The sequence below is a fragment of the Janibacter hoylei PVAS-1 genome (genome assembly GCF_004025845.1).
Taxonomy (GTDB): domain Bacteria; phylum Actinomycetota; class Actinomycetes; order Actinomycetales; family Dermatophilaceae; genus Janibacter; species Janibacter hoylei.
The window spans coordinates 337,985-361,703 of record NZ_PIPF01000001.1 but is presented as its reverse complement, the minus strand read 5'-3'; the positions used below and the strand labels follow the sequence as shown (position 1 = coordinate 361,703).

The following is a 23,719-nucleotide window of genomic DNA, read 5'->3' as shown; positions in this document are numbered from 1 at the left end:
CGAGACCGGCGACGTCGACGAGGCCTATGTCGAGCTCGACGGCTGAGACCTGGTGAGGCCACCCGGCTCCCACGCCGGCCGGTGAGGTGACACCATGACGGCGCGGGGATCCCCGCACAGTCGTGCAGGAGGGACACGCAGTGGCGCAGGAGCAGGCTGGCCCGTCGGGGAGCAGGGTGGACGAGGCCGAAGGGCGTGACGCCCGCCCGACGCAGGACACGACCGCGGGTGGTGGCCTGCGCGCACTCCTCGCGGAGCGACGCGACCTCGCCGACGACGACCCGGCGCGACACTCCCTTCGTGGGCTGCTGCGGACGCGGGTGGCCGGTGGTTCCTCGGGGAGCGGTGCTGGACAGGCGGACTCGTCGGAGGTCGAGGGCGAGGATGTGCCGGAGGTCGTGCACCGCAGCAGCGGTGAGGTGCTGACCGCCGACGAGGCCGAGGACGATGCCGAGACCGTCCCGATCACCGAGGTGCGCACCCCCGACCGGGAGCACGAGCACGACGAGACGCGCATCCGCACCCGCATCTCGCTGCCGCCGACCCTCACCCTGCTGCTCGGGCTCGCCGCGGCCGTCATCGCCATCGCCGGGCTCAAGCAGGTCGCCGGCATCATCGCGCCGACCTTCCTCGCGGCGACGCTGATCATCGCGGTCTACCCGATCTACAAGGGGCTGCGCCGCTTCCTCGGCGGGATCATCGCCGGGCTGCTGCTCATCGTCATGCTCTACGGGATCCTCGCCGCGCTCGGGGCGTCCATCGGCATTGCCGCGAGCAAGTTCGCCAGCGAGCTGGCCAAGCCGGAGTACACGAGCACCTTCACCGGGCTCGTCTCCGACGGGCAGGACTTCCTCACCTCCAAGGGGGTCGAGGCCGAGGAGATCAACGACTTCATCGCCGACTTCGACCTGCGCAACCTCACCGGTCTGGCGACCTCCCTGGCCAACACGGTCACCGGGCTGACGACGACCATGCTCTTCCTGCTCACCGTGATGATCTTCCTCGTCATGGACGCCGGCGGCTTCGGCCGGCGCCTGACGGCCATCCACCAGCACAAGCCCGACGTCGCCGACGCCCTCGTCGACTTCGGCTACCGGGTGCGCAAGTACTGGATCGTCTCGACCGTCTTCGGCGTCATCGTCGCCGTCATCGACTACGCGGCCCTCATGTGGCTCGGGGTGCCGCTCGCGATGACCTTCGGGCTGCTGTCCTTCGTCACCAACTACATCCCCAACATCGGCTTCGTCCTCGGCCTCATCCCGCCGGCCTTCATCGCCCTGCTCTCCGGCGGCGTCTCGACGATGGTCTGGGTCATCGTCATCTACTGCGTGGCCAACTTCGTCATCCAGACCGTTCTCCAGCCGAAGTTCACCGGGGACGCCGTGGGCATCAACGCGACGACCGCCTTCCTGTCGCTGATGTTCTGGACCTACGTCTTCGGTGCCCTCGGCGCCCTGCTCGCCATCCCCTTCACACTGCTCTTCAAGAGCCTGCTGATCGACCGTGACCCGGCCGCGCGATGGATCAACCAGTTCATCGCGAGCTCACCCGACGAGCGCAGGAGCGCCCAGCCCCTGTGACGCCACCGGCGGGCGCGGGTGGCATCACGCGTCGGCGCCTGCCGTAAGGTGATCTGCTGTGGCTGTCGACTTCGAGACCGAGATCAAGAACCTGCGCACGACCATGGGCTCGGTGCGTGAGGTGACCGACGTGCCCGCACTCGAGGCGCAGATCGCCGATCTCGAGCAGCAGGCAGCCGCTCCCGACCTGTGGGACGACCCGGACAAGGCGCAGGGCGTCACCTCCGCCCTCTCGCGGGCCAACGCCGAGCTCGAGCGGGTCCACAGCATGGACGCTCGCATCGACGACCTCGAGGCCCTCGTCGAGCTGGGCCAGGAGGAGGGTGACGCCGAGACCCTCACCGAGGCCGAGGGCGAGCTCGCCAAGATCACGACCGCCGTCGGCCAGCTCGAGGTCCGCACGCTGCTCTCCGGGGAGTACGACGAGCGCGAGGCCGTCGTGACGATCCGCGCCGGGGCCGGTGGCGTCGACGCCGCCGACTTCGCCGAGATGCTCATGCGGATGTACCTGCGCTGGGCCGAGCGCCACGGCTACCCGACCAAGGTCATGGACACCTCCTACGCCGAGGAGGCCGGCCTCAAGTCGGCCACCTTCGAGGTCAACGTCCCCTACGCCTACGGCAACCTCTCGGTCGAAGGGGGGACCCACCGCCTGGTGCGGATCTCCCCCTTCGACAACCAGGGCCGGCGCCAGACCTCCTTCGCCGCGGTCGAGGTCATCCCGCTCATCGAGGGCACCGACTCCATCGAGATCCCGGACAACGAGCTGAAGATCGACGTCTTCCGTTCGTCGGGCCCCGGCGGCCAGTCGGTCAACACGACCGACTCCGCCGTGCGCATGACGCACATCCCGACGGGCATCGTCGTGTCGATGCAGAACGAGAAGTCGCAGATCCAGAACCGCGCCGCCGCGCTGCGCGTCATGCAGTCGCGTCTGCTCCTGCAGAAGAAGGCCGAGGAGGCCGCCGAGCGCAAGGAGCTCGCCGGCGACGTCAAGGCCAGCTGGGGCGACCAGATGCGCTCCTACGTGCTCAACCCGTACCAGATGGTCAAGGACCTGCGCACCGAGCACGAGACCGGCAACCCGTCCGCCGTTTTCGACGGTGACATCGACGGCTTCATCGAGGCCGGCATCCGCTGGCGCATCGAGCAGGCCAAGTCCGAGGACTGAGCCGGTCCAGAGAGATGACGATCGAGCGCCCGACCTGTGACGGATGGGGCGCTGCGTCATGACGCTGCGTTTCCCGACGCCTCCAGTTCGGTCCGGTCAAGGACAACACCCTCGCGGTCAGCCCCGAGAGCTACGACCCGCGAGCCGCTGAGGACCTCGGGTTCACGGGGCACCCCCGATTCGAACGCTGGGCGGTGATACCCGTCGAGGAGTTCGTCGAGGTGCGGGAAGAGGTCACGGTGGTGTACCGCCGGGACGGCGATCACGTCCACGGGTGACGAACGCGGAAGGCCCCGACCGGCAGCTGCCGGTCGGGGCCTCGTCGCTGGTGTCAGGTCAGCCGCGGCGGCTGCCGACGGCCTGGTACTCGCCGACCGTCACGTTGCTCGTCGACGAGCGCGTGACCGTGGTCGACCCGGAGGCGTCCCCGGTGAAGGTCACGGCGTAGGTGATCGTCGCCGTCGCGGTGTAGCTGCCGGGGCGGGTGTAGCCCTTCGGCAGGCCGCAGTCGGGGCTGCTGGCCCAGCCCTTGCTCGTGTCGTAAGGAGTGCCGGCACCGGTGCACGTGACCGACTGGCCGTCGCCGAGCTTCCAGACGACCTTCGACGGCTTCGCCTGGATCCCGACGGTCAGCCCGCCTGCACTCGCGGTGGCGCTGTGGGTGCGCCACTGGTCGCCCTCGAGCCAGAACCACACCGGCACGCCGACGGTGCCGGTGCACCCGGCGTCGGCGCAGGGTGCCGAGCCCATGTCGGGTGCGGGGAGGGAGAGCCGGGCCATGGCCATGGAGATGACCTGACCGATCGTCACGGCGGGTGTCTCGGGAGCGTCCGTCGCCTCCTCCTCGCCCTCGCACGGGGTGTAGGTGTAGGGCACGACGAGCAGACCGCACGGCGGGGTGCCCGTCGGCTGGTCGGAGCCGTCGTCGAGGCCACCGAAGAGCCCCGTGGGGCCGAAGCTCTCGGGGGAGCGACGACGCCACTCGGCCATCGCCTCCTCGGCGCTGTACTCCTCCCAGGTGCTCGGCAGCCGGTAGCCCGGGTCGGAGTCGCCGCCGCCGGCGACGGCGCCGTTAGAAGCGGCCGACTGCTGGGCCTGCTCCGCCTGCTCCGCCTGCTCCGCCTGCTCCGCCTGCTCCGCCTGCTCCGCCTGCTCGGCGCGGTCGACCTCCTCGCGCTCCTGGGTCTCGGTCTGCGCCCACGCGCTGCACTGACCGTTGTCGTTGCAGCCGTTGCCGCCGCCGTTGCCCTCGGCGTTGGCCGGAGCCACGAAGGTCATGAGGAGCAGCGCCGCGCTGGCGGCGCCGGTGGCGATCCTCGTCATGGTCATGATCATTCCCTTTGGAGGTCGCAGGACCTCCTGTAACCGACTTGGTTGGTGTCGACCTTCCACTCGGCCGTGGGGTCGCTGCGGGTCAGGCTGACGAGGTTGACCATCTCGGTGCCGTCCTTGATCGGGCGGCCGTTGTGGTCCGAGCGGATGTCAGTGCCCGCCTCGGCGGTCTGGTCGCCCCGGGTGAGCTTCTTCTTGGTGAGGTACTGCTGGTGGACCTCGTAGCAGTACTCGACGGTCGCCGTGGTGTTGGAGGTGACCTCGGCCCGGCTCGCGGTGAGCTCGTCCTTGCCCTCGACCGTGACGGCCGGGAAGCTCGCGGCGAAGTCGGCGCTGTCCGCATAGCTGTCGGCGGTCATGACGGCCTTGAGCTCCGCGCTGGGCTTGGTCGACGGGTTCTGCGCCTGCAGGGCCTGCCAGTAGGTGTCGAAGACGCCCTCGACGGCGGCCTGGTCGTCGTTGCCGGCGGACGTGGACGGGAGGTCCCTGGAGGAGGCTTCCGTCGGCTCGTCGTCACCGCAGGCGCTCAGCCCGGCGACGAGCGTCGCGGCGAGGGCCGTCGTGGCGAGGGTGCGAAGGGGGCGCACGTTGAGATCTCCCGGAAGGTTGGCGTGGGGGCTCCGGCACAGGCCAGCATTCCCCACTTCATCACATCTGCGGAAGGTCCGCACGTCGACACCGTCCGTCCAACTCGCTTTCGACGCCATCCTTGGTTACCGTCAGCGCGTTGACCGACTGACTCAGGGGAAGCCACTTCGATGACCGCAGGACCCGGCACCGAGCTGCCGCCTCCCCCTCCGACCGGGCCGTCCGGGCCCCCGCAGGACGAGGTCGCTGCGGTCCGACCGAGGCGCGACCTGCGCCTGGTCCTGCTCGGTGTGGCGCTGGCCGTGGTCTGTGCCCTGCTCGCCGTCTGGGCGGTCAACCGGGCGGGGGAGGCTCGACAGGTCGTCGTCGTCAAGCAGGACATCCGCGCGGGCGACCGGGTGGAGGCCTCGGACCTCGGGACGACCCAGCTGCGGGGCGGTGACGAGGTCAACACGGTGCGGGCACGTGATCTCAACTCGCTCGTCGGCAAGCGCGCCGTGCAGCCGATGGCTGCCGGCAGCCTCGTGACCCACGACGACTTCGCCCAGCGGATCACCCCTCGTGCGGGCGACGTCATCGTCCCGATCTCGGTCGTGAGTGGTCAGTACCCCGCGAGCGGTCTGCAGCGCGGTGACGTCGTGCGGGTCATCGTCACCGGTGGCGGGCAGACCATCGAGGGACTCGAGCCGGGGACGGCCTTCGACGGCGTCGTCCTGGCCATCGGTGAGGTCGACGACAAGGGCGTGATGACCGTCGACGTCTCCATCGCCTCGACCGACGCTCCCTCCGCCGCGGCGGCCTCCGGTACCGGTCGGATCAGCATCGTCAACGTCGCACCCGGCGGTAGCGGGCAGGACGGCTGATCCGTGGCGCTGCACGTGCTCACCTCCCTCAGCGGCTCGCCGGGCGTGACGTCGACCGCCCTGACCTGGGCCCAGGTCACGACCCGTCCCACCCTGCTCGTCGAGCTCGACCCCGCGGGCGGCTCGCCGATGCTGTGCATCGGCTGGAGCGGCACCCACCCGCACAACCGCTCCGTCCTCGACCTGGCTGCCCACCCGGCCAACGAGTACGTCGAGCGGATCTGGGAGCTGGCGATCCCGCTCCCGCGCCGGGCCCGCCAGGCCTGGCTGCTGCCGACCGTCGGCACGGCGGCCCAGATGCGCTCGCTCCTCACCGTCTTCGGTCCCCTCGGGGAGGCCCTGGCGGCCATCAGTCGTGACGGGGGCGTCGACGTCCTCGTCGACCTCGGCCGGCTCGGTGCCGCGGGCGCGGCCGTCCAGCTGTGGGCGCACGCCGACAGCGTGCTCGTCTTCACCGACAGCACCCTCTCGGCCCTCAACACCCTGGCCGTCGGCCTGCCCGCCGTGGCCGACGAACTTGACCAGATCGGCGCGCGCTCCCGGCTGGCGGTCGTCCCCGTCGTCGGCGACGAGAAGGGGGCCTCGCACCGCCCCTACGGGCCGCGCGAGATCAGCGGGGTCACCGACGGCGTCGCCGTGCTGCCCGGGGTCGTCCGCGACGCGAAGGCTGCCGGATCGCGCACCTGGGGCAAGCGGGCGCGCTACCCGCTGAGCGTGCGCCGCCTGATCTCGGCCGTCGACGACCACGCGCGCGCGGCCACCGACATGCTCCGCGTGGACGGGGTCGGCGCATGAGCCCGGCGCAGGGCCCTGAGCCCACCCAGCCGACCGACCTGCCGATCTTCGCCGAGCGCGGGTCTGCTCCGGGTGCCCGTGCGCTCGCAGGATCCGCCCCCTTCGCGCCGGCACAGAGCCCGCCGCCCCCGCCCGCCCACGGCGCCCCGAGTGCGGTCACGGTGCCGCGCACGCCCGTCATCGAGGCTCCCGAGTCGACCGCGCCGAGGTCGGTCGCCCGCGCCGCGGCCCAGCCGGTCGATGACCGACAGCACCAGATCCGCGACGCCCTCGAGCGGCTCAAGGCCGTCGACTGGGATGCCGTGCAGCACCTGCGCAGCCAGGTGAGCGCCGCCCTGACGCTCGTGTCGGCGGACACCGTGCTCGACGAGGCCCGCCACCGGACGACGGTCGACCGGCTCACCCAGCAGGCGATCGAGGACTGGTCGCAGGACCGCATCGCTCGTGGCGAGGGGGTCCCGCCGCTCGACATGAAGAACGCCCTGCGGGCGGCCGTCCTCGACTCGATGTTCGGCGCGGGCCGGCTCCAGCCGCTCCTCGACCTGCCGGGCATCGAAAACATCGAGATCGAGGGGCACGACGGTGTCACCCTCGAGTTCAGCGACGGCTCGCTCGAGGTCGGCCCCCCGGTCGCCGACAGCGATGCCGACCTCATCACCGAGATCCAGCACCTCGCGCGCACGTCGGCGACGGGGGAGCAGCAGTTCTCCATGGTGCGGCCGTGGTTGCGTCTGGCCCTGCCCGACGGCTCGCGCATGGCCGCCGAGGCCTGGCTGTCCCACCGGCCCTCGATCACCATCCGCAAGCACCCCTACATCGACACCGACCTCGGCGAGATGAAGCAGCTCGGGGCGATCGACGACTCGCTCCAGGCATTCCTGTCCGCGGCGATCCGCGCGGGCAAGAACGTCATCGTCTCCGGCGACGCCGGTGCCGGCAAGACCACGCTCGTGCGGGCACTGCTCAACGAGCTCGACCCGCAGGAGCGTCTCGCGACGATCGAGGCGCAGTACGAGCTGCTCATGCACCGTCTGCCGGAGCGCCACCACCGCGTCTGGGCCGCAGAGGCCCAGGGTGGCGGCGAGGTCGGTGTCGACGGACGCCCCGTCGGCGAGGTGACGCTGACCCGCCTCATCGAGCTCAGCCTGCAGAAGAACGTCAAGCGGATCGTCGTCGGCGAGGTCGTCGGCGAAGAGGTCATGGCGATGATGGAGGCCATGCAGGGTGGCCGAGGCTCCGTCTCGACCGTGCACGCCCACTCCGCGCTCGACACCATCGAGCGTCTGGTCACCCTCATCACCCGCGCCCGCGGCAATGTCGACACCTCCTTCGGCTACCGACTCGTCGCGCAGAACGTCGACCTCGTCGTCCACGTCGGGCTCGTCGACGAGTCGCACCTCGAGGGCGGCCGCAAGTGGCGGCACGTCGACGAGGTCGTCTCGCTCGAGGTCTCCCGGGACACCCACGTGGCCCACACCCGCATCTACGCCCCGGACGAGTACGGCCGCGCCTGCCCGACCGGCCAGCTCCCGGCCTGGATCAGCGACATCGAGCGGCACGGCTTCGACGCGGGGTGGCTCGACCCCTCCGCCGCGACCTGGGGCGCCCCGCCCGACCTGCTCGTCCGTCACCGGGGTTCGTGATGACCGGCCTCGCGATCATGGCTGCCGTGGGTCTGGCCCTGGGCCTGACCCTCGTGGTCGCCGGCCTGACCCGACCGCCTGCGGCGGCCTCCCGGCCGCGGCGTCGGCGGGCGCAGAGCTCCTCCTTCAGCCCCGTCGACCGGCGCAACTTCCTCATCGGGCTGCTCATCGGGCTCGTCCTGGCCCTCTTCGGGTGGGTCATCGCCCTCGTGCTCGTCCCGATCTTCGCCGTGGCGATGCCCTGGCTCATGCGGGTCGACCGGGGGACGACGCCCGAGCAGCTCGAGGCCATCGAGGAGTGGGTGCGCTCGCTCTCGAGCGTCATCGGTGCCGGTCAGGGCATCAGTGGCGCGATCATCGCGACCCGCGCGTCGTGCCCCGACGAGATCCGCCCCCAGATCGACATGCTCATCAGCCGGATCCACGCGCGTCGCCCCCTCACCGACGCCCTGTACGCCTTCGCCGACGACGTCGACAACCAGGTCGGTGACTTCGTGGCGACCGCCCTCATCCAAGCGACCCAGCACGAGGGTGCCGGTCTGCGCGAGGCACTCGCCGGCATCGCGGCCGACGTGTCCGAGGAGGTGCGTGCCCGCCGTGACATCGAGGCCTCGCGGGCCGGCGCGCGCACCCAGGCGCGCCTCATCACGATCATCGTCGTCGGGGTGCTCGCCCTCTTCGTCTTCGTCACCCCCGTGGGTGCCCAGTACCGGTCGACCAACGGGCAGGCGAGCCTGCTCGTCCTGTCGCTCCTCTTCCTCGGCGCGCTCTACTGGCTCAAGCGGGTGGCCACGGTCAAGCCCCTCGCGCGCTTCCTCGTGCGACCGGCCCGGACGACGGAGTCGGCCTCATGAGCCCGCTCGTCCTCGCCATGGCGTTGGCCGCCGTCGCCGGCATCGGCATCACCCTCGTCATCGCCGGGCTGCGACCCTCGAGCCCCGACCTCGAGGCCGCCGTCACCCGGATGCGCCCGGAGACGCTGCTCACCCGACGGCCCGTCGACCACGACCCCGCCGACCGGACCCGCACCGAGCGGATCGGGGCCTGGGCACGGCGACGCGCCGACCGGCACGGCTTCCTCCAGGCGCCGCTCGAGGACCTCGAGCTGCTCCAGATCCCCGTCGAGGAGCACTACGGCAAGAAGGTCATCGCCGCAGGCGGGGCACTGCTCGCCTGCACCTTCGTCCCGATGCTCCTCGGCATCGGCTTCCTGCTCCCCTTCGGCATCGGGCTCGCCTTCGGCGCCTTCGCCTGGTTCGTCCCCGACCTCGCCGTGCGCGACAAGGCCAAGGTGAGTCGTGAGGACTTCGCCTACGCCGCCGTCTCGTACCTGCGGCTCGTCGCCATCGCTCGTCGCGCCGGACTCGGGCTCGTCGCCTCGCTCGACTCCGCGGCGCACAAGTCGGACTCGTGGATGTTCCTGCGCATCCGCGAGGAGCTGCGTCTGGCCCGCTGGTCCGGAGAGACCTCGTGGGACGCCCTCGAGCGGCTCGCGGGCCGTACCCGCGTCCCGGAGCTGAAGGAGGTCGCCGACATCATCCGACTGGCCAACGACTCGGGCGCGAGCGTCAGCGACAACCTGCTCGCCCGAGCCGCCTCGATGCGCGACCGGCTCCTCACCCGCGAGCAGACCGCAGCCAACGCCGCCACGAGCTCGATGGGCATCCCGCTCGCCGCGCTGGCCGTCCTCTTCCTCATCGCCATGCTCGTCCCCGCCGCCATGCAGCTCAGTCCGGGCTGACCGTCCGTCACCACCCACCAGGAGAGAGACCATGATCCGCTTCTTCGTCGTCGTCGCCATGCTGTGCATGGCCCCCGTCCGCCGTCTCGACCAGCTCGCCGAGCAGCGCGGTCAGGACCGCGAGGCCGGCCTGACCACCCTCGAGTACGTCGTCCTCGGCGCCCTCGTCCTCGCCGTCGTCGTGACGGTCGCCGCCGTCATCACCGGCAACCTCGAGGACTGGGCCGACCAGATCCCCAAGCCCTGACCCACTGACGACGTGCGCTCCCTTCGTCGCCTGACCACATCGCTGTCGGCCCGCCTGCGGGACGACAGCGGTGTGGCCACGCTCGAAGGTGCCGTCCTCGCGCCCATCGTCATCTTCGCGACGATGGTCATCGTCCAGGCCGCGTGCTACTTCATGGCCAACACCACCGCGACCAATGCTGCGCAGATCTCGGTGGAGTCGGCCCGCCTGCAGGGAGCCACCGACGCAGATGGTGAGGAAGCCGGACGCAGCTACCTGTCCCAGGTGACGGCCCTGGACGACGCGACCGTCGATGTCGGCCGGGCCGGAGGGACCGTCACCGCCACGGTCATCGCGCCGGCGCCCTCCATCGTGCCGCTGGTCCCGATGCCGGAGGTCCGATCGGTGGTCAACGCGCCCGAGGAGAGGGTGACGCAGCCATGAGGCGCTCCGACGACGGCAGCATCAGCCTCGAGATGGCCATCTGCGCCCCGGTGCTCGTCGGCATGCTCGTGCTCGTGGGGATCTTCGGGCGGACGGCAGCTGCCACCTCGCACGTCGACGGGGCGGCCTTCAGCGCTGCGCGAGCCGCCTCGATCGAGCGCGACGGCGGCTCGGCCCGGGCTGCCGGGGAGGCCGCGGCCCGCGACTACCTCGACCAGCGGGGACTGACCTGCGAGGACGTCGTCGTCCGCGTCGACACCAGTGGCTTCTCGGCACCGGTGGGCACCTCGAGCCGCGTCGTCGCCGAGGTGTCCTGCCGGGTGCCTCTCTCCGACCTCGCGGCGCTCGTCCCGACCCGGGACCGCACCTTCACCGCCGAGGCCGTCAGCCCCATCGACCGCTACCGAGGCAGGTGATGACCATGACCGACCACGGACGCCTCGCGGACGAGAGCGGCTACGTCGCCGTGTGGACCGTCGTCATCGGCGGTGCCCTCATGGTGGCCGGCGGAGTCGTCTACGACTCCGCGGACAAGGCGAACGAGGCCCGCCGGGTGACGATGGTGGCCAACGAGGCCGGCCGGGCCGCGGCCCAGGAGATCACCTCGGACGCCATCTCGGGTCGGGCCGCGCAGATCGACCCCTCGCGGGCCGCCGGCGCAGCCCGTGAGTACCTCGACGCCACGGGGATGGACGGCACCGTGTCGGTCGACGGCACGACGGTGACGGTGACGACCTCGCAGCCGTGGTCGCCGAAGATCATGCCCGTGCTCCAGCCCGACACGCTGACCTCGACGGTCGAGGTCGACCTCGAGCGCGCTGGGCCCGGGGGCGCGCCGTGACCCGCGCGGCGCAGCGGAGCCGGGCGTCAGTCCTGGCGCGAGGTCTGCTCTCGCTGCTCGGGATCGTCCTCATCGTCGTCGGGCTGCCGGTGGCGCTGGTCGTCCTCGGCGGCAACCCGCTCCCTTCGGAGGTCCCGCAGATCCAGGAGGTCATCGACGCGCTGACCCGCCCGGACGACGGCACCCTGCTCATCGGCATCATCACCGTCGTCGGCTGGCTCGTGTGGGCGAGCCTCACCCTCTCCTTCGTCGTCGAGATCCCCGCGGCGATCCGCGGCGTCCCCGCACCGCGGCTGCCGGGCCTGTCCTGGCAGCAGGGCCGAGCGGCGGCGATGACCGGGGCGGTCCTCGCCATGGTCGCCCTCGGCACGGCCACCGCGACGCCAGCCAGCGCCGCGACGGCTGCCCCGACCAGCTCGCCCGCGAGCACATCGGCTGCGGTCACCACCGTCACGCACGCCGCGCACGATGCTGCGACCGCGGCGATGACGCCTGACGGCGCGTCAGACGTCGTCGTGGCCGGTGGCGAAGGGCGTGTCGTCACCGTGCAGAGCGGCGACACCCTGTGGGACATCGCCGAACGCGAGCTCGGCGACGGCGATCGGTACCCCGAGCTCGTCCGGGCGTCGGCCGACCTCGTCCAGCCGGACGGGGGAGTCCTCACCTCTGCCGACGACATCCACCCCGGGTGGCGGGTCATGGTGCCGGTTGCCGCCCAGGCCACCGCGACCCCCGAGGCGCCCGCGACCGACGGGGCCGTCGTCAGCGACATCGACCACGAGGTCTCCGGGATCGGCACCGGCCCCGTGGTCCTGCCCGACCACCAGGGAGCGGCCCCTGCGCCGGCCCCGGTCGTCGCCGCTGACACGTCTGCGGACCCCGCCCGCGACCGGGCGCGCCCGGCTCCGGTGGTGGCTCCGGGGGAGGGTCCCGTCGCCAGCTCTTCCTCCGAGGCGCGGTCCCAGGGGCTGCTCGCCGATCGTGGCGGTCCCTCGGCGACGCTGGGTCTCGGCCTGCTCGGCGGCGCCGGGGCACTCGCGCTCGTCGAGGCCCGACGCCGGCGGCAACGCCGCACCCGCCCCCCGGGGTGGCGCGTCGTGGTCCCGACCGGCGCGGCAGCGCGTGCCGAGCAGTGGCTGCGCGCCACGACCGACGTCGCCGGCCACGCGGACCTCGACGCGGTGCTGACGATGCTCGCCGAGAGGTGTGGCGCCACCCTGCCCGCCCTGAGGGCGGCGCGCCTCGGGGCGCGGGAGATCGAGGTGTACGTCGTCGAGGAGCACCTCGAGCTCCCCGCCCCGTGGGTCGGGGCAGGGGGAGGGACCTGGGTGCTCGACAGGCGGCTCATCGGGGCGCCCACGAGCCGACGCACCGTGTGGCCCGCCCTCGTGACCATCGGCGAGGACGACGCCGGGGCACGGATCTACCTCAACCTCGACGAGATCGGTGCGCTCGAGCTCGCCGGTCGGCCCGACGAGACCCTGGCCGTGCTCGCGGCCCTGGCCGTCGATCTCGGCACCTCGGACACCGGGCTCACCGCGGTCACCGTCGTCGGGCCACTCGGTGACCTCGTGCAGGCCATCGACGACCCGAGGGTCCGGCACGTCGCAGACCCGGGGGAGGTGCTCGAGCGCCTGACCTCGCAGCGCCCGGGCGGAGTCGAGGTCCTCCTCGTCGGCACCGACCTCACCGGGGCCCAGACACAGCAGCTCCGTGGCCTCGTCGAGGCGTCCGCGGGGTCGCTCACCGTCGTCACGACGTCCCGAGGTGTCTCCGACTGGTCTCTCACGGTGCGATCCGACCGGGGGAGCCTCGCCGCAGTGCTCGCCCCGGTGGGGATGGCCGTGCGCCCGACCTCGCTGGCGGGCCCCGGCTACGACGACCTGCTCGAGGTGCTGCGGACCCCGACGCGCGAGCACGTGCCCGGGCCGGAGTGGACCGCCGGGTCCAGCGCCGACGCCCTCACGGCGCAGACCGTGCCGCGCCGCCGGGTGCCCTCGAGCGAGGTCGACGAGGCGACCACCAACATCTCCCAGCTGCGCACCGACCGCGCCGCGCACGTGCGGGTCCTCGGCCGGCCCCAGGTGGCGGGGACCGGGACGCCGCCGCCCGACGCCGGTCGTGCGACCGAGCTCGCCGCGCTGCTGGCCCTGCACCCGGGCTCCGACGCGCCGGGCGCAGCCGGAGCGCTCGGGGTCACCGAGGACGCGCTCACCTGGGCGGCTCACCAGGTCGACCGATGGCTCGGCACCGGGGCCGGCGTCAGCGTGCAGTCCGGGCGGTACTCCCTCACCGGCGTCCTCCTCGACTGGCAGCAGCTGCGCACCCTCGTCGGCGCCGCGCTCGCCGGTGCGGACTCCGGCAACCTCCGGGCGGCGCTGACGCTCGTGAGCGGCACTCCCTTCGACGGGGTGGCCCCCGGCACGTACGGGTGGGCCGCGGTGGACCGCGCCGAGATGTGTGCCGCGGTCGCCGACATCGCGCACGAGCTCGCCCAGCGTCACCTGCGGGCCGGTGAGCCCGAGGCCGCCTCGTGGGCTGCCCGCAAGGGGCTGCTCGCCGAGCCGCTGAGCGAGATGCTCTGGCGCGACCAGCTCCACGCCTCGTGGCAGGCCGAGGACGAGGAGCGGGTCCGCGACGCCGTGGCTCGCTCCCGGGAGACGCTCGGTGACCTCGGCAGCCTCGAGGACGACACGACCTTCGTGCTCAGCAGGTCACCGCAGCGCTGACTGCGGGTGCGACATGAGCAAATCCTGGCTGGCCGCGCGCATCAGGTACCCGGCGCTCGCCGACCTGATGGGTTCGGGCTTCCACCAGGACTTCTGGGACTTCCACGAGTCGCCGGGGGATGTGGTCAGCGCCTTCACCGGGGACCCGATCTTTTGTGCGCGTATCCCGTTGGAGGTCGGGGAGTTGCTCGGGGAGGTCGACGGTGTCGGTGCCAGGGGTGGGAAGGTGCTCGTGCTCCGGACGAGCGCCGGCTCGGTCCGCTACCCGGGTGCTCTGGTGCAGGCGCTGAGCCGTGGTCGGGTCTTCGCTCGAGGTGAGGGCGCGGATGTCGTCGCCCCGGCGGTCGGGGAGAGCATCCTCGTGGCGTACGACGCGGGGATGCAGCTGCGTCTGGCCACGCGGTCGCTCCGGCTGGTGAGCCGCAGGGAGGGGCGGCTGCCCCACTGGGAGTTCGACCCCGCGGACCGGGGGCTCGGGCGGGGCAGGCCCCCCGTCGTCGACGATGGTGGGGCATTCGTGGACGTTGACCTCGAGTACCCATCTCTTGCGGAGCTGCTGTCGGGGGGCTTCGTCCAGGAGTATGAAGACCTCTTCGGTGACGCCGAAGCAGTGATCTCGATGTACACGGCGGACCCGGTGTTTTGCGCGCGGATCCCCGACGAGGTGCACCGGCTGCTCGCCCGGGCCGACGGCCCACGGCTCGACGAGGCCTTGCGACGTCTGCACAACGGCTACGCCTACGAGGCCCACGGTCGCAGCGCGCGTGAGTTCCTCGAGATGGTCGCGGCTCGGGCCCGCGACCGCTCGGTCGTCCCCGTCGCGCCATACGCGGACCTGGTGGGGCAGCAGGTCAGCTCGGTGGTGAAGGTGCCGCCGGTGGGTGTGGTCATCGGCTGCAGCGTCGTCGAGTTCGTCTCCGGGATGATGTGCTCCGCGGCGGGCGGTCGTGATCTGACGGATGTCGAGCAGGCGCGCTTGGCCATCGGTCAGCACGTGCTGTGGGCGGGGGAGCGCGACGGAGGGGTCAGCATCGCCACGGCACGAACGCGGATCTTCACGCCGGTGGGTCGGGACACGCCCGAGCCATCCTTCGCCCGCCGCTTCCTGAGGGCCAACATCCTCGAGGCCGTGCAGGAGCTCGGGGAGGACGAGTACGACACCCGGACGGGCTTCACCCTCGGTGAGGCCCGCAGGGTCGCCGACCTGCTCCGTCCGGTCGTCCCGGGCACCGGCGGCGCGTCGTGAGCAGCGCCTAACGCGCCGAGGTCACGTGGGTGTCACGGCCGTGCAGCGATGCGACATATCCTGCAGGCGGCCCTTTGCCCCCTTCGTCCCGCGTAAGGCCCCGAGCACCTGATGATCCGTTTCGAGAACGTCACCAAGAGGTACCCCAACCAGAGCCGTCCGGCGCTCGACGGGATCGACCTCAACATCGAGCGCGGCGAGTTCGCCTTCATCGTCGGCGCCTCCGGTTCCGGCAAGTCGACCCTCGTGCGCCTGACCATCCGCGAGGAGATCGTCAGCTCCGGCCGGCTGCTCGTCGGTGGGCACGACCTGCGCAGGATGCCGCACCGCAAGGTGCCGCAGCTGCGCCGTCAGGTCGGCACGATCTTCCAGGACTTCCGTCTGCTGCCCAACAAGACGGTCCAGCAGAACGTCGCCTACGCCCTGCAAGTCATCGGCCGGCCCCGACGCGCCATCCGAGCCCTCGTCCCCGAGACCCTCGAGCTCGTCGGGCTGGCCGGGATGGAGAAGCGGATGCCGCACGAGCTCTCGGGTGGCGAGCAGCAGCGCGTCGCCATCGCGCGGGCAGTGGTCAACAAGCCGCCGATCCTCCTGGCCGACGAGCCCACCGGCAACCTCGACCCGGCGACGAGCCTGGACATCGTCCAGCTGCTGCGCCGCATCCACGACTCCGGCACGACCATCGTCATGGCCACCCACGACAACGTCATCGTCGACGAGCTGCAGAAGCGGGTCATCGAGCTCGAGGACGGCCACATCATCCGCGACGAGGAGGGTGGCAGCTACGTGCCCAAGGTCGTCGACTCACGCGACCGCGACGAGCGGGAGGCCGTGCGCGCCCACGACGAGCGAGACCACCACGACGACGGGGCGCTCCCGCCCCAGGAGGACCGACCGATCGGCGAGGTGCACGCCCTGGACGAGTGGGACGACGACGCGGAGGACCTGCTGCGATGAAGCCCTCGGTCTTCGCCGACGCCTGGGAGGGCCTGCGGCGCAACAAGTCCATCGCCGTCTCGGTGATCCTCGTGACGATGATCTCCCTCTACCTCCTCGGGGTCGGCCTGCTCGCCCAGCGCCAGGTCGACCAGATGAAGGGGTACTGGTACGACCGCGTCCAGGTCTCGATCTACATGTGCACCGACACCTCGTCGCAGCCCAACTGCTCCGGCGGGGCCGCGACCGAGGACCAGAAGGCATCGGTCGCCGCACAGCTCGAGGAGATGAAGCCCCTCGTCAAGGACGTCTACTACGAGTCCGAGGAGGAGGCCTACAAGCGCTTCAAGCAGGACTACAAGAACTCACCGCTCGCCGGCAACATCCGGGTCGGCGACATCCCGCCGAGCTACCGGGTGCAGCTGTCGGACCCGGAGGAGTTCGAGACGGTCGCCTCCGCCTTCGACGGGGCGCCCGGTGTGGCGAGCGTGCCCAACCTGCGCGAGGTCTTCGCCCCGCTCTTCCGCGCCATCAACATCATCACCGCCGTGATGATCGGTCTCGCGGCCCTGACCCTCGTCTCGGCCGTGCTCCTCATGGCGACGACGATCCGGCAGGCCGCCTTCACCCGTCGACGCGAGATCGCGATCATGAAGCTCGTCGGTGCCTCCAACCGCACGATCCGCACCCCCTTCATCATCGAGACCGTCGCGTCAGGGCTCATCGGGGCGGTGATGGCGATCGGCCTGCTCTGGGTCTCCGCCTGGGCCCTCTTCGACCGGTACCTGCTGCAGGAAAACGCGGGGACCGCCTTCATCTCCGCCAACGACGTCTGGATCGTCGCGCCCTTCCTGCTCGTCGGGGTGGTCGTGCTCGCCATCGCGACGTCCACTGTGACCCTCTGGCGCTACCTCAAGGTCTGACGGGGCGCGCCGGGGGGCGCAGGTCCTGTCCTCCCGGCCGCTTCGTGGCTACCGTTAACCCCGATGCAACGCCCCTCCCGTGCCCCGTCATCCCGTCGCGCCCGTGCTCTCACGGGTGCGGCGCTGTCGCTGTGCCTTTTCGCCGGTGCCGGGTACGCCGTGGCCGCCGAACCGGACCCGCAGGATCGCAAGAGCAAGGTCGACGAGGACCTCAAGCAGGCCCGAGGCGACCTGCACGACACCTCCGCCGAGCTCGTCGCTGCGTACGACAAGCTCAAGGCCACCCGCACCAAGCTGCCCGGCGCGCGCAGCGCCGCTGCCGCAGCCGAGAAGGCCGAGACGAAGGCCCAGGGCGAGTACGACGATGCCGTCGCCGCCTATGACCTCGCCAAGGCCAACGAGGACAAGGCCGTCAAGGAGCTGCGGACCACGACCACGAAGATGTCGAGCTCGCGTCGCGCGGTCGCGGGCTTCGCCGGGCAGGTCTACCAGCAGCAGGGCCTCGGCACGATGTCCGTCGCCGTCGGCAGCGAGGACCCCGGCGCCTTCGTCGACAAGATGATCATGGCCGAGTCGGTCGGCGACACGCAGAGCTCCGCCCTCGAGGAGCTGAGCACCTCGCGCGCCAACCTCGTCTCCAGCGGCGACCGCCTCAAGGCGCTGCGGCAGAAGACGAGCGACGCCAAGGCGACCAAGCAGACCAAGCTCACCGCGGCGCGTGACGCCAGCACCCGCGCCGACGCGAAGCAGGCCGACCTCGAATCCCTCGAGAAGGACCAGGAGACGCAGTCGGCTGCCCTGCGCCGGGAGAAGAAGAAGGACCAGAAGAAGGTCGACAGCCTCCAGGCCCAGTCGGACAAGCTGACCAAGATCCTCGAGGAGCGCGCGCGCAAGGCCCGCATCCGGGAGGCCCAGATCCGCAAGGCGCGCGCGGAGCAGCAGAAGCGGGAGGCCGATGCTCGGGCCCGCGCCGAGCGCTCCCGCAGCAGCTCCGACGACTCGAGCAGCGGTGGCGGCGGCACGAGCGACCCGAACCCGCCGGCCCCGGTGAGCAGCGGGGTGCTCCAAGCCCCGAGCAATGCTCCCGTGAGCTCCGAGTTCGGCCTGCGCCTGCACCCGATCTACAACACGTGGCGTCTGCACGCCGGCCGGGACTACGCCGGCGCCTGCGGCAGCCCGGTCTACGCGGCAGCCGACGGCGAGGTCGTCATGGCGCTGCCGCCGGGGTCGACCGGTGGGTACGGCAACCAGATCGTCGTCGACCACGGCATCAAGCGGGGCGTCTCGCTCTCCACGACCTACAACCACCTCCAGTCCTTCGCCGTGCGCAGCGGCGAGGTCAAACGCGGCCAGGTCATCGGGTACACCGGCACGACCGGCAGCTCGACGGGCTGCCACCTGCACTTCGAGACCCGCACCAACGGCACGCCGGTCGACCCGCGCGGCTGGCTCTGACCTCCCTTCGCCCCAATCCACGCGACTGCTGTCGGGGGCGCGGGGTACCGTGTCCCGTCACACCACAGCGAAGGGGGGAGAGCACCCATGGCCAAGAAGACCGCCGAGGGCGAGCTCGTCGTCGCCCGCAACCGCAAGGCCCGGCACGACTACCTCATCGAGGACACCTACGAGGCCGGCCTCGCGCTCATGGGCACCGAGGTCAAGGCGCTGCGCATGGGGCGGGCCAGCCTCGTCGACGGCTATGCGATCTTCTACGGCGACGAGCTGTGGCTCGAGGGTGTCCACATCCCCGAGTACGTCCAGGGCACCTGGACCAACCACACCCCGCGGCGCCGCCGCAAGCTGCTGCTGCACCGCGCCGAGCTCGACAAGATCGCCACCAAGGTGCAGGGGAGCGGTCGCACCATCGTCCCGCTGTCGCTGTACTTCAAGAACGGCCGGGTCAAGGTCGAGATTGCCACGGCCACGGGCAAGAAGGCCTACGACAAGCGCCACGCGCTGCGTGAGCGGCAGGACCAGCGCGAGACCGCACGGGCGGTCTCGGACAGCTACAAGCGGCGCGGCTGATCGGCTCGCGGTACGCGGGAATGTGTTTGGTCCTCGCCGCCGTTGAGTGGATACTGGCTCAACAACTCCACAGCGTGACGTGTCCATCCCATGGGGGTGATCGGTTTCGACATTGGCCGGTCCTTCAGGGGAAGCGGGTCGAGGATGCACGGTCATCTCGTCAACGCCCCGTGCAAACCCAATAGGTGCCAATTCCAAGCGCACCGACTTCGCCCTCGCCGCCTGAGCGAGCCCGAAGTCCGTTGGCCTAGGTGTGATCTCGACCTAGATCCCAGCGTCAGCTAGAGATCTTGCTGCGGTGTCAGGTCACGGGACATCGCGGGACTCCTACGTGACTGGGCCTGTCGGGGAACGTGTGCGTGCGAGCCCCGGGGCCGAGAAAATCCATAGCGCACTGCACCCGGAGAAGCCCTGATTGTCTGCCAGTGGACGCGGGTTCGATTCCCGCCACCTCCACCATCGTGGGCACGTCACGTAGGCGCACGCTCGGCACGGACTCGGTCCGTCCGGTCGTGCTCCGTGGATGCGTGAGCACGACGAAGGGCGGGACCGTGACGGCCCCGCCCTTCGTCGTGTCGTGGGTCAGCAGGTCACTTGAAGGCGTCCTTGACCTTTTCGCCGGCGGCCTTGAGGTCGCCCTTGGTCTCCTGGACCTTGCCCTCGGCCTGCAGGTCCTCGTTGTCGGTGGTGTCGCCCGCCGCGCCCTTGGCCTTGCCGGCGAGCTGGTCCTTGGCGTTGTCGATCTTGTCGCCGATCCCCATGGTGCCTCCTGTGGTGGTGGGTGGACCTCCACGCAACCACACGAGGGGCGGCGGCGCCACCCCCTTCGTCGAAGGGGGGAGCGCTCAGCTCGTGGCTTCGGCCGCGGCGACCTGCGCCTTGACCTCGTCCATGTCGACGTCCTGGACGGCGTCGAGCAGCTGCTGGAACTGCGCCTTGGGCAGGGCGCCGGCGCTCTGGTGCAGCAGGATGCCGTCACGGAAGGCCATGAGAGTGGGGACGGACGAGACCTTGGCCAGCGAGGCCAGCTCGGGGTTGTCGTCGATGTCGACCTTCGCAAAGGTGATGTCGTCGCGGCTGTCCGCGGCCTCCTCGAAGACGGGCGCGAACTGGCGGCAGGGGCCGCACCAGCTCGCCCAGAAGTCGACGATGACCGTCCCTTCGCCGCTGACGGCGGAGCGGAAGCTCTCGAGATCGAGGTCGGTGATCTTGCTCATGACCTCCACCATAGGCCGACCTGGGGGCCGGCGGCGACGCGCGGTGTGCTGTGCTGGCCCGGTGCGCCTGACCCCGACCCGCCCGTGGCCCCTCCTCGCCGCCCTGGTGAGCGTCGTCGTCCTCCAGCTCGTCGTGCTCTACCTGCCGACCGCGCCGGGTCCGCCGTCGCCGATCCCGCACGGGGACAAGGCAGCCCACGCCGTGGTCTTCGGTCTGCCGGTGCTCGTGACGGGTCTCGGTCGCCGGTCGTGGTGGCCGTGGGTGGCGCTGGCCTGCGCGGTGCACGCACCTGTGAGCGAAGTCATCCAGCACCGGCTGCTCGCGGACCGGTCCGGCGACCCGTGGGACGTCGCCGCTGACCTCGTCGGTGTGGCCGCGGCCGCAATAGGGGTACTATTTGTCGTTCGGCGACCGTGACGTCGCCGCCTCGAGGAACTCGCACGATCGCTTCCGACCACTGACGTCGCCCGCGCCCTGTGTGTGCGGGTTTACCCATTTCAGTGAGAGACGAAGGATCACCCGTGCCTGCGAAGAAGAAGCCCCGCTGGACCACCGCGCAGAAGAACGCTGCCGCGAAGAAGAAGGCGGCCGCCAAGGCGCCGAAGAAGCCCTACCACCGCGGTCAGGCCCCCACCGAGGCCCCCCGCGGCAAGGACCGCTGGCGCGACCGCGAGGACGCCCCGGCCGGCGAGCGCCCCAAGCGCGTGCGTCGGGACGGCAGCGAAGACCGTGGGTCGCGCACCTGGCAGCGTCGGGATGACCGCGGTGGGTACCAGCGTCGGGATGACCGCGATGGCGGACAGCGTCGCGATGACCGTGGTGGGTACCAGCGTCGGGATGACCGCGATGGCGGACAGCGTCGGGATGATCGTGGTGGGTACCAGCGTCGCGACGACCGGCGCCGTGGTCCGGCCCCGCGCTTCGAGCGCGAGCAGGCTCGGCGCGGCTTCGCCCCGCGGACCGAGCACGTCGAGGACCCGGAGGCGCTGCGCCAGGAGGCCGACACCTGGACCTCGTCGGCCCGCAGCTCGCTGAGCGGCCCGGTCGAGGTCGCCGAGGACAACGGCTTCGCAGCGCTGGGCCTGCCCGAGGTGCTCGTGGAGCGTCTCGCCCGCGACGCCATCACCACCCCCTTCGCCATCCAGGCCGCCGCGATCCCCGACGCCCTCGCAGGCAAGGACGTGCTCGGCCGTGGGCAGACCGGCTCGGGCAAGACCCTCGCCTTCGGCCTGCCGATGCTCGCCCGCCTCGCCGGCGGTCGGGCCCGCAGCCGCAAGCCGCGCGGGCTGGTCCTCGTGCCCACCCGTGAGCTCGCCATGCAGGTGAGCGACTCGCTCGAGCCGCTGGTTCACGTGAGCGGGCTGCGGATCAAGCTGGTCGCCGGTGGCCTGTCGTACACCGGGCAGACGGCCGCCCTCGACAAGGGTGTCGACGTGCTCATCGCGACGCCCGGCCGACTCGTCGACCTGCTCGACCGTGGGGCGCTGACGCTCGACGCGGTCGAGGTCGCCGTGCTCGACGAGGCCGACCACATGGCCGACATGGGCTTCCTGCCCTCCGTCACCCGGATCCTCGACGAGTGCGCCCCCGGTGGGCAGCGGCTGCTGTTTTCGGCGACGCTCGACCGCGGCGTCGGTGACCTCGTCGAGGCCTACATGAGCGACCCGGTGACGCACAGCACCGACGAGGCGGCCGCGAGCGTCTCGACCATGGAGCACCACCTCATGCTCATCGAGCCCAACATCAAGAAGCAGATCACCGCCCGGATCGCCTCGCGCCCCGGCCGCACCGTCGTCTTCGCCCGCACCAAGCTCGGCTGCGAGCGGATCGCCGGGGAGCTGCGCGAGGCGGGCGTGGCGGCAGCGCCGCTGCACGGCGGGCTGAGCCAGTCGCAGCGCAACAAGACGATCGGTGCCTTCCGCACGGGCACGCTGCCCGTGCTCGTGGCCACCGATGTCGCCGCGCGCGGCATCCACGTCGACGACGTCTCCCTCGTCATGCAGGTCGACCCGCCGGGTGACCACAAGGACTACCTCCACCGCGCCGGGCGCACCGCTCGTGCGGGCGAGAAGGGCAGTGTCGTCACGCTGGTCCTGCCCCACCAGCGCAAGGAGGTCACCCGGATGGCCGACCAGGCCGGTCTGGAGGCCCGACCGACGCGCACCACTCTCGACGACGAGGTGCTCACCGACCTCGGTGCCGTCGAGCCGAGCGGCGTCCCGATCTCCGACGCCGACTTCCGCAAGCTCGTCGACCCGCGACCGGCGCGACGCCACTCGGGGACCCGCGGCCCCCGCGGTGCCCGCGACCACCGTGGCGGCGGTCGGGGTGGCCGACAGGGTGGCTACCGGGGTCGCCCCCGCGACTAGGGTCTGGGTATGGAGACCTCGCTCGCCGGCAAGCTGCTCGTGGCGACACCGGACCTCACGGACGACCTCTTCGCCCGCAGCGTGGTCCTCGTGCTCCAGCACGACGAGGACACGGCCGAAGGGGTGATCCTCAACAAGCCGCTCGACACGCCTGTCGACGACGTGCTGCCCGGGTGGCAGCAGGGGTCGAGCCGGCCCCAGCGGGTCTTCCAGGGCGGACCGGTCCAGCTCGACTCGGCCATCGGCCTCGTCGGCCTGCCGGGTGATGCCGAGGAACCGCCCGGCGTGCGGCGGCTCTTCGGCGCCATCTCGCTCGTCGACCTCGACAGCCCGCAGGAGATCATCTGGCCCCAGGTGAGCGCGCTGCGGATCTTCGCCGGATACTCCGGGTGGAGCGCCTCGCAGCTCGCCGACGAGCGGGCGCGCGGTGGCTGGTACGTCGTCGACGTCGAGGTCGCTGACATCTTCGACGAGGACCCGGCCACCCTGTGGCGGCGGGTGCTGCGGCGTCAGCCCGGCTCGCTCGGCTGGGTCTCGACCTACCCGGTCGACCCCGACCTGAACTGACCCTTCGATACGGTCGCTGCGCGACCTCCTCAGGGAGCGGGAGGACGGTCGCTGCGCGACCTCCTCAGGGAGCGGGAGGGCGGTCGCTGCCACCCTTCGTGCCGTGACAGGGTGTCCTGGCCATGACGTCACTCCGGGTCGGGGGAGGGCACGCGCCTACGATGGGGGCATGAGCACGCCAGCCGACCCCAGTCAGCCCGGAGGCCCGATCGCCGAGCCCGGTGGCCCCTCCACCTCGACCGCCGTCCTCGAGCGGACCGAGCCGGCCCCGCAGCTGGCCGAGCCCGGCGACCACGAGCGCTTCAGCCACTACGTGCGCAAGGAGAAGATCCTCGAGAGCGCGCTGTCCGGCGAGCCCGTCAAGGCGCTGTGCGGCAAGACCTGGGTGCCCGGACGTGACCCCGAGAAGTTCCCGGTGTGCCCCATCTGCAAGGAAATCTACGACGGTCTCCGTGCGCCCGAGGACGGCGAGGACTGATCGG

At 71.3% G+C, this 23,719-nt stretch carries 26 protein-coding genes and 1 other RNA gene; 22 read left to right on the top strand and 5 right to left on the bottom strand.

Features of this window, described 5'->3' with window-relative positions; all coding sequences use genetic code 11:
- Window positions 1–140: 140 nt before the first annotated feature.
- Both CWN80_RS01885 and prfB read left to right on the top strand, forming a co-directional pair.
- Window positions 141–1,580, top strand: coding sequence for an AI-2E family transporter (locus tag CWN80_RS01885; protein ID WP_157986892.1), 1,440 nt, complete (start codon window positions 141–143; stop codon window positions 1,578–1,580).
- 58 nt (window positions 1,581–1,638) lie between these two features.
- Entirely contained in the window at window positions 1,639–2,751 is a 1,113-nt protein-coding gene (gene prfB / locus CWN80_RS01880; RefSeq protein ID WP_128276775.1) for a peptide chain release factor 2, read from the top strand.
- Between the two features lie 56 nt (window positions 2,752–2,807).
- Here prfB and CWN80_RS01875 read toward each other — a convergent pair whose 3' ends face one another.
- The 3 genes from CWN80_RS01875 to CWN80_RS01865 form a co-directional block, all read right to left on the bottom strand.
- Entirely contained in the window at window positions 2,808–3,023 is a 216-nt protein-coding gene (locus CWN80_RS01875; protein WP_128276774.1) for a hypothetical protein, read from the bottom strand.
- Window positions 3,024–3,087: 64 nt separating this feature from the next.
- On the bottom strand, window positions 3,088–4,074 hold the full coding sequence (locus CWN80_RS15270) for a hypothetical protein (RefSeq protein WP_156811784.1): 987 nt from the start codon (window positions 4,072–4,074) through the stop codon (window positions 3,088–3,090).
- Between the two features lie 8 nt (window positions 4,075–4,082).
- Window positions 4,083–4,670 (bottom strand): hypothetical protein, encoded by a 588-nt coding sequence (locus tag CWN80_RS01865; protein ID WP_007928445.1) that lies wholly within the window; start codon window positions 4,668–4,670, stop codon window positions 4,083–4,085.
- 171 nt (window positions 4,671–4,841) lie between these two features.
- Between CWN80_RS01865 and CWN80_RS01860 the strand changes: the two genes are divergently transcribed.
- The 16 genes from CWN80_RS01860 to ssrA all read left to right on the top strand — a co-directional run bounded on the left by CWN80_RS01860 (window position 4,842) and on the right by ssrA (window position 19,542).
- Window positions 4,842–5,534 (top strand): SAF domain-containing protein, encoded by a 693-nt coding sequence (locus tag CWN80_RS01860; RefSeq protein ID WP_007928444.1) that lies wholly within the window; start codon window positions 4,842–4,844, stop codon window positions 5,532–5,534.
- A 3-nt stretch (window positions 5,535–5,537) separates the two neighbouring features.
- Complete coding sequence (locus tag CWN80_RS01855) at window positions 5,538–6,329, top strand: hypothetical protein (protein ID WP_007928443.1); 792 nt, start codon at window positions 5,538–5,540, stop codon at window positions 6,327–6,329.
- Window positions 6,326–7,972: an ATPase, T2SS/T4P/T4SS family gene (locus CWN80_RS01850; protein WP_128276773.1), complete on the top strand. Its 1,647-nt coding sequence runs from the start codon at window positions 6,326–6,328 to the stop codon at window positions 7,970–7,972. Before CWN80_RS01855 ends, CWN80_RS01850 begins: the two co-directional genes overlap by 4 nt.
- Window positions 7,972–8,826, top strand: a complete 855-nt coding sequence (locus CWN80_RS01845) for a type II secretion system F family protein (RefSeq protein ID WP_007928441.1) — start codon at window positions 7,972–7,974, stop codon at window positions 8,824–8,826. Before CWN80_RS01850 ends, CWN80_RS01845 begins: the two co-directional genes overlap by 1 nt.
- A complete protein-coding gene (locus CWN80_RS01840; protein WP_007928440.1) occupies window positions 8,823–9,713 on the top strand; it encodes a type II secretion system F family protein in 891 nt (296 codons plus the stop codon). The genes CWN80_RS01845 and CWN80_RS01840 overlap by 4 nt, the downstream gene beginning before the upstream one ends.
- A gap of 31 nt (window positions 9,714–9,744) precedes the next feature.
- Window positions 9,745–9,960 carry a hypothetical protein gene (locus CWN80_RS01835; RefSeq protein ID WP_007928439.1) on the top strand — a complete coding sequence of 72 codons (216 nt, stop codon included), beginning with the start codon at window positions 9,745–9,747 and terminating at the stop codon, window positions 9,958–9,960.
- 12 nt (window positions 9,961–9,972) lie between these two features.
- Complete coding sequence (locus CWN80_RS01830) at window positions 9,973–10,383, top strand: TadE/TadG family type IV pilus assembly protein (RefSeq protein WP_083853760.1); 411 nt, start codon at window positions 9,973–9,975, stop codon at window positions 10,381–10,383.
- Window positions 10,380–10,799 (top strand): TadE/TadG family type IV pilus assembly protein, encoded by a 420-nt coding sequence (locus tag CWN80_RS01825; RefSeq protein ID WP_007928437.1) that lies wholly within the window; start codon window positions 10,380–10,382, stop codon window positions 10,797–10,799. Before CWN80_RS01830 ends, CWN80_RS01825 begins: the two co-directional genes overlap by 4 nt.
- A gap of 5 nt (window positions 10,800–10,804) precedes the next feature.
- Complete coding sequence (locus CWN80_RS01820; protein WP_128276772.1) at window positions 10,805–11,224, top strand: hypothetical protein; 420 nt, start codon at window positions 10,805–10,807, stop codon at window positions 11,222–11,224.
- Window positions 11,221–13,953: a hypothetical protein gene (locus tag CWN80_RS01815; RefSeq protein ID WP_128276771.1), complete on the top strand. Its 2,733-nt coding sequence runs from the start codon at window positions 11,221–11,223 to the stop codon at window positions 13,951–13,953. The genes CWN80_RS01820 and CWN80_RS01815 overlap by 4 nt, the downstream gene beginning before the upstream one ends.
- Before the next feature lie 13 nt (window positions 13,954–13,966).
- The gene (locus CWN80_RS01810; RefSeq protein ID WP_007924613.1) at window positions 13,967–15,199 is read left to right on the top strand and encodes a contact-dependent growth inhibition system immunity protein; all 1,233 of its coding nucleotides are present in this window, start codon (window positions 13,967–13,969) and stop codon (window positions 15,197–15,199) included.
- A 111-nt stretch (window positions 15,200–15,310) separates the two neighbouring features.
- Window positions 15,311–16,156 (top strand): cell division ATP-binding protein FtsE, encoded by an 846-nt coding sequence (ftsE, locus tag CWN80_RS01805; RefSeq protein WP_007924614.1) that lies wholly within the window; start codon window positions 15,311–15,313, stop codon window positions 16,154–16,156.
- Window positions 16,153–17,058 carry a permease-like cell division protein FtsX gene (gene ftsX, locus CWN80_RS01800; RefSeq protein WP_007924615.1) on the top strand — a complete coding sequence of 302 codons (906 nt, stop codon included), beginning with the start codon at window positions 16,153–16,155 and terminating at the stop codon, window positions 17,056–17,058. The genes ftsE and ftsX overlap by 4 nt, the downstream gene beginning before the upstream one ends.
- Before the next feature lie 63 nt (window positions 17,059–17,121).
- Window positions 17,122–18,513 carry a M23 family metallopeptidase gene (locus CWN80_RS01795; RefSeq protein ID WP_083853594.1) on the top strand — a complete coding sequence of 464 codons (1,392 nt, stop codon included), beginning with the start codon at window positions 17,122–17,124 and terminating at the stop codon, window positions 18,511–18,513.
- 87 nt (window positions 18,514–18,600) lie between these two features.
- Window positions 18,601–19,083: an SsrA-binding protein SmpB gene (gene smpB / locus CWN80_RS01790; RefSeq protein ID WP_007924617.1), complete on the top strand. Its 483-nt coding sequence runs from the start codon at window positions 18,601–18,603 to the stop codon at window positions 19,081–19,083.
- A gap of 92 nt (window positions 19,084–19,175) precedes the next feature.
- Window positions 19,176–19,542, top strand: a transfer-messenger RNA (tmRNA) gene (gene ssrA, locus CWN80_RS01785).
- A gap of 131 nt (window positions 19,543–19,673) precedes the next feature.
- Here ssrA and CWN80_RS01780 read toward each other — a convergent pair.
- Both CWN80_RS01780 and trxA read right to left on the bottom strand, forming a co-directional pair.
- Window positions 19,674–19,844 (bottom strand): CsbD family protein, encoded by a 171-nt coding sequence (locus CWN80_RS01780; protein WP_007924619.1) that lies wholly within the window; start codon window positions 19,842–19,844, stop codon window positions 19,674–19,676.
- Window positions 19,845–19,928: 84 nt separating this feature from the next.
- Window positions 19,929–20,300, bottom strand: coding sequence for a thioredoxin (gene trxA / locus CWN80_RS01775; RefSeq protein WP_040880585.1), 372 nt, complete (start codon window positions 20,298–20,300; stop codon window positions 19,929–19,931).
- Between the two features lie 61 nt (window positions 20,301–20,361).
- Here trxA and CWN80_RS01770 point away from each other — a divergent pair, with 61 nt between their 5' ends.
- From CWN80_RS01770 to CWN80_RS01755, 4 genes are all read left to right on the top strand, one after another.
- Window positions 20,362–20,718: a VanZ family protein gene (locus CWN80_RS01770; protein WP_007924625.1), complete on the top strand. Its 357-nt coding sequence runs from the start codon at window positions 20,362–20,364 to the stop codon at window positions 20,716–20,718.
- 104 nt (window positions 20,719–20,822) lie between these two features.
- A complete protein-coding gene (locus CWN80_RS01765) occupies window positions 20,823–22,670 on the top strand; it encodes a DEAD/DEAH box helicase (RefSeq protein WP_128276770.1) in 1,848 nt (615 codons plus the stop codon).
- Between the two features lie 9 nt (window positions 22,671–22,679).
- The gene (locus CWN80_RS01760; protein WP_007924628.1) at window positions 22,680–23,237 is read left to right on the top strand and encodes a YqgE/AlgH family protein; all 558 of its coding nucleotides are present in this window, start codon (window positions 22,680–22,682) and stop codon (window positions 23,235–23,237) included.
- Window positions 23,238–23,406: 169 nt separating this feature from the next.
- Window positions 23,407–23,715 carry a DUF3039 domain-containing protein gene (locus tag CWN80_RS01755; RefSeq protein WP_007924631.1) on the top strand — a complete coding sequence of 103 codons (309 nt, stop codon included), beginning with the start codon at window positions 23,407–23,409 and terminating at the stop codon, window positions 23,713–23,715.
- Window positions 23,716–23,719 lie beyond the last annotated feature (4 nt).

What these genes read in the sequence shown, in the direction of transcription:
- CWN80_RS01780 (WP_007924619.1), bottom strand. Translation starts at nt 19,844, where the DNA reads ATGGGGATCGGCGACAAGATCGACAACGCCAAGGACCAGCTCGCCGGC.
- CWN80_RS01810 (WP_007924613.1), top strand. Translation starts at nt 13,967, where the DNA reads ATGAGCAAATCCTGGCTGGCCGCGCGCATCAGGTACCCGGCGCTCGCC.
- smpB (WP_007924617.1), top strand. Translation starts at nt 18,601, where the DNA reads ATGGCCAAGAAGACCGCCGAGGGCGAGCTCGTCGTCGCCCGCAACCGC.
- CWN80_RS01850 (WP_128276773.1), top strand. Translation starts at nt 6,326, where the DNA reads ATGAGCCCGGCGCAGGGCCCTGAGCCCACCCAGCCGACCGACCTGCCG.
- CWN80_RS01755 (WP_007924631.1), top strand. Translation starts at nt 23,407, where the DNA reads ATGAGCACGCCAGCCGACCCCAGTCAGCCCGGAGGCCCGATCGCCGAG.
- CWN80_RS01860 (WP_007928444.1), top strand. Translation starts at nt 4,842, where the DNA reads ATGACCGCAGGACCCGGCACCGAGCTGCCGCCTCCCCCTCCGACCGGG.
- ftsE (WP_007924614.1), top strand. Translation starts at nt 15,311, where the DNA reads ATGATCCGTTTCGAGAACGTCACCAAGAGGTACCCCAACCAGAGCCGT.
- ftsX (WP_007924615.1), top strand. Translation starts at nt 16,153, where the DNA reads ATGAAGCCCTCGGTCTTCGCCGACGCCTGGGAGGGCCTGCGGCGCAAC.
- CWN80_RS01845 (WP_007928441.1), top strand. Translation starts at nt 7,972, where the DNA reads ATGACCGGCCTCGCGATCATGGCTGCCGTGGGTCTGGCCCTGGGCCTG.
- CWN80_RS01760 (WP_007924628.1), top strand. Translation starts at nt 22,680, where the DNA reads ATGGAGACCTCGCTCGCCGGCAAGCTGCTCGTGGCGACACCGGACCTC.
- trxA (WP_040880585.1), bottom strand. Translation starts at nt 20,300, where the DNA reads ATGAGCAAGATCACCGACCTCGATCTCGAGAGCTTCCGCTCCGCCGTC.
- CWN80_RS01835 (WP_007928439.1), top strand. Translation starts at nt 9,745, where the DNA reads ATGATCCGCTTCTTCGTCGTCGTCGCCATGCTGTGCATGGCCCCCGTC.
- CWN80_RS15270 (WP_156811784.1), bottom strand. Translation starts at nt 4,074, where the DNA reads ATGACGAGGATCGCCACCGGCGCCGCCAGCGCGGCGCTGCTCCTCATG.
- CWN80_RS01825 (WP_007928437.1), top strand. Translation starts at nt 10,380, where the DNA reads ATGAGGCGCTCCGACGACGGCAGCATCAGCCTCGAGATGGCCATCTGC.
- CWN80_RS01795 (WP_083853594.1), top strand. Translation starts at nt 17,122, where the DNA reads ATGCAACGCCCCTCCCGTGCCCCGTCATCCCGTCGCGCCCGTGCTCTC.
- CWN80_RS01840 (WP_007928440.1), top strand. Translation starts at nt 8,823, where the DNA reads ATGAGCCCGCTCGTCCTCGCCATGGCGTTGGCCGCCGTCGCCGGCATC.
- CWN80_RS01820 (WP_128276772.1), top strand. Translation starts at nt 10,805, where the DNA reads ATGACCGACCACGGACGCCTCGCGGACGAGAGCGGCTACGTCGCCGTG.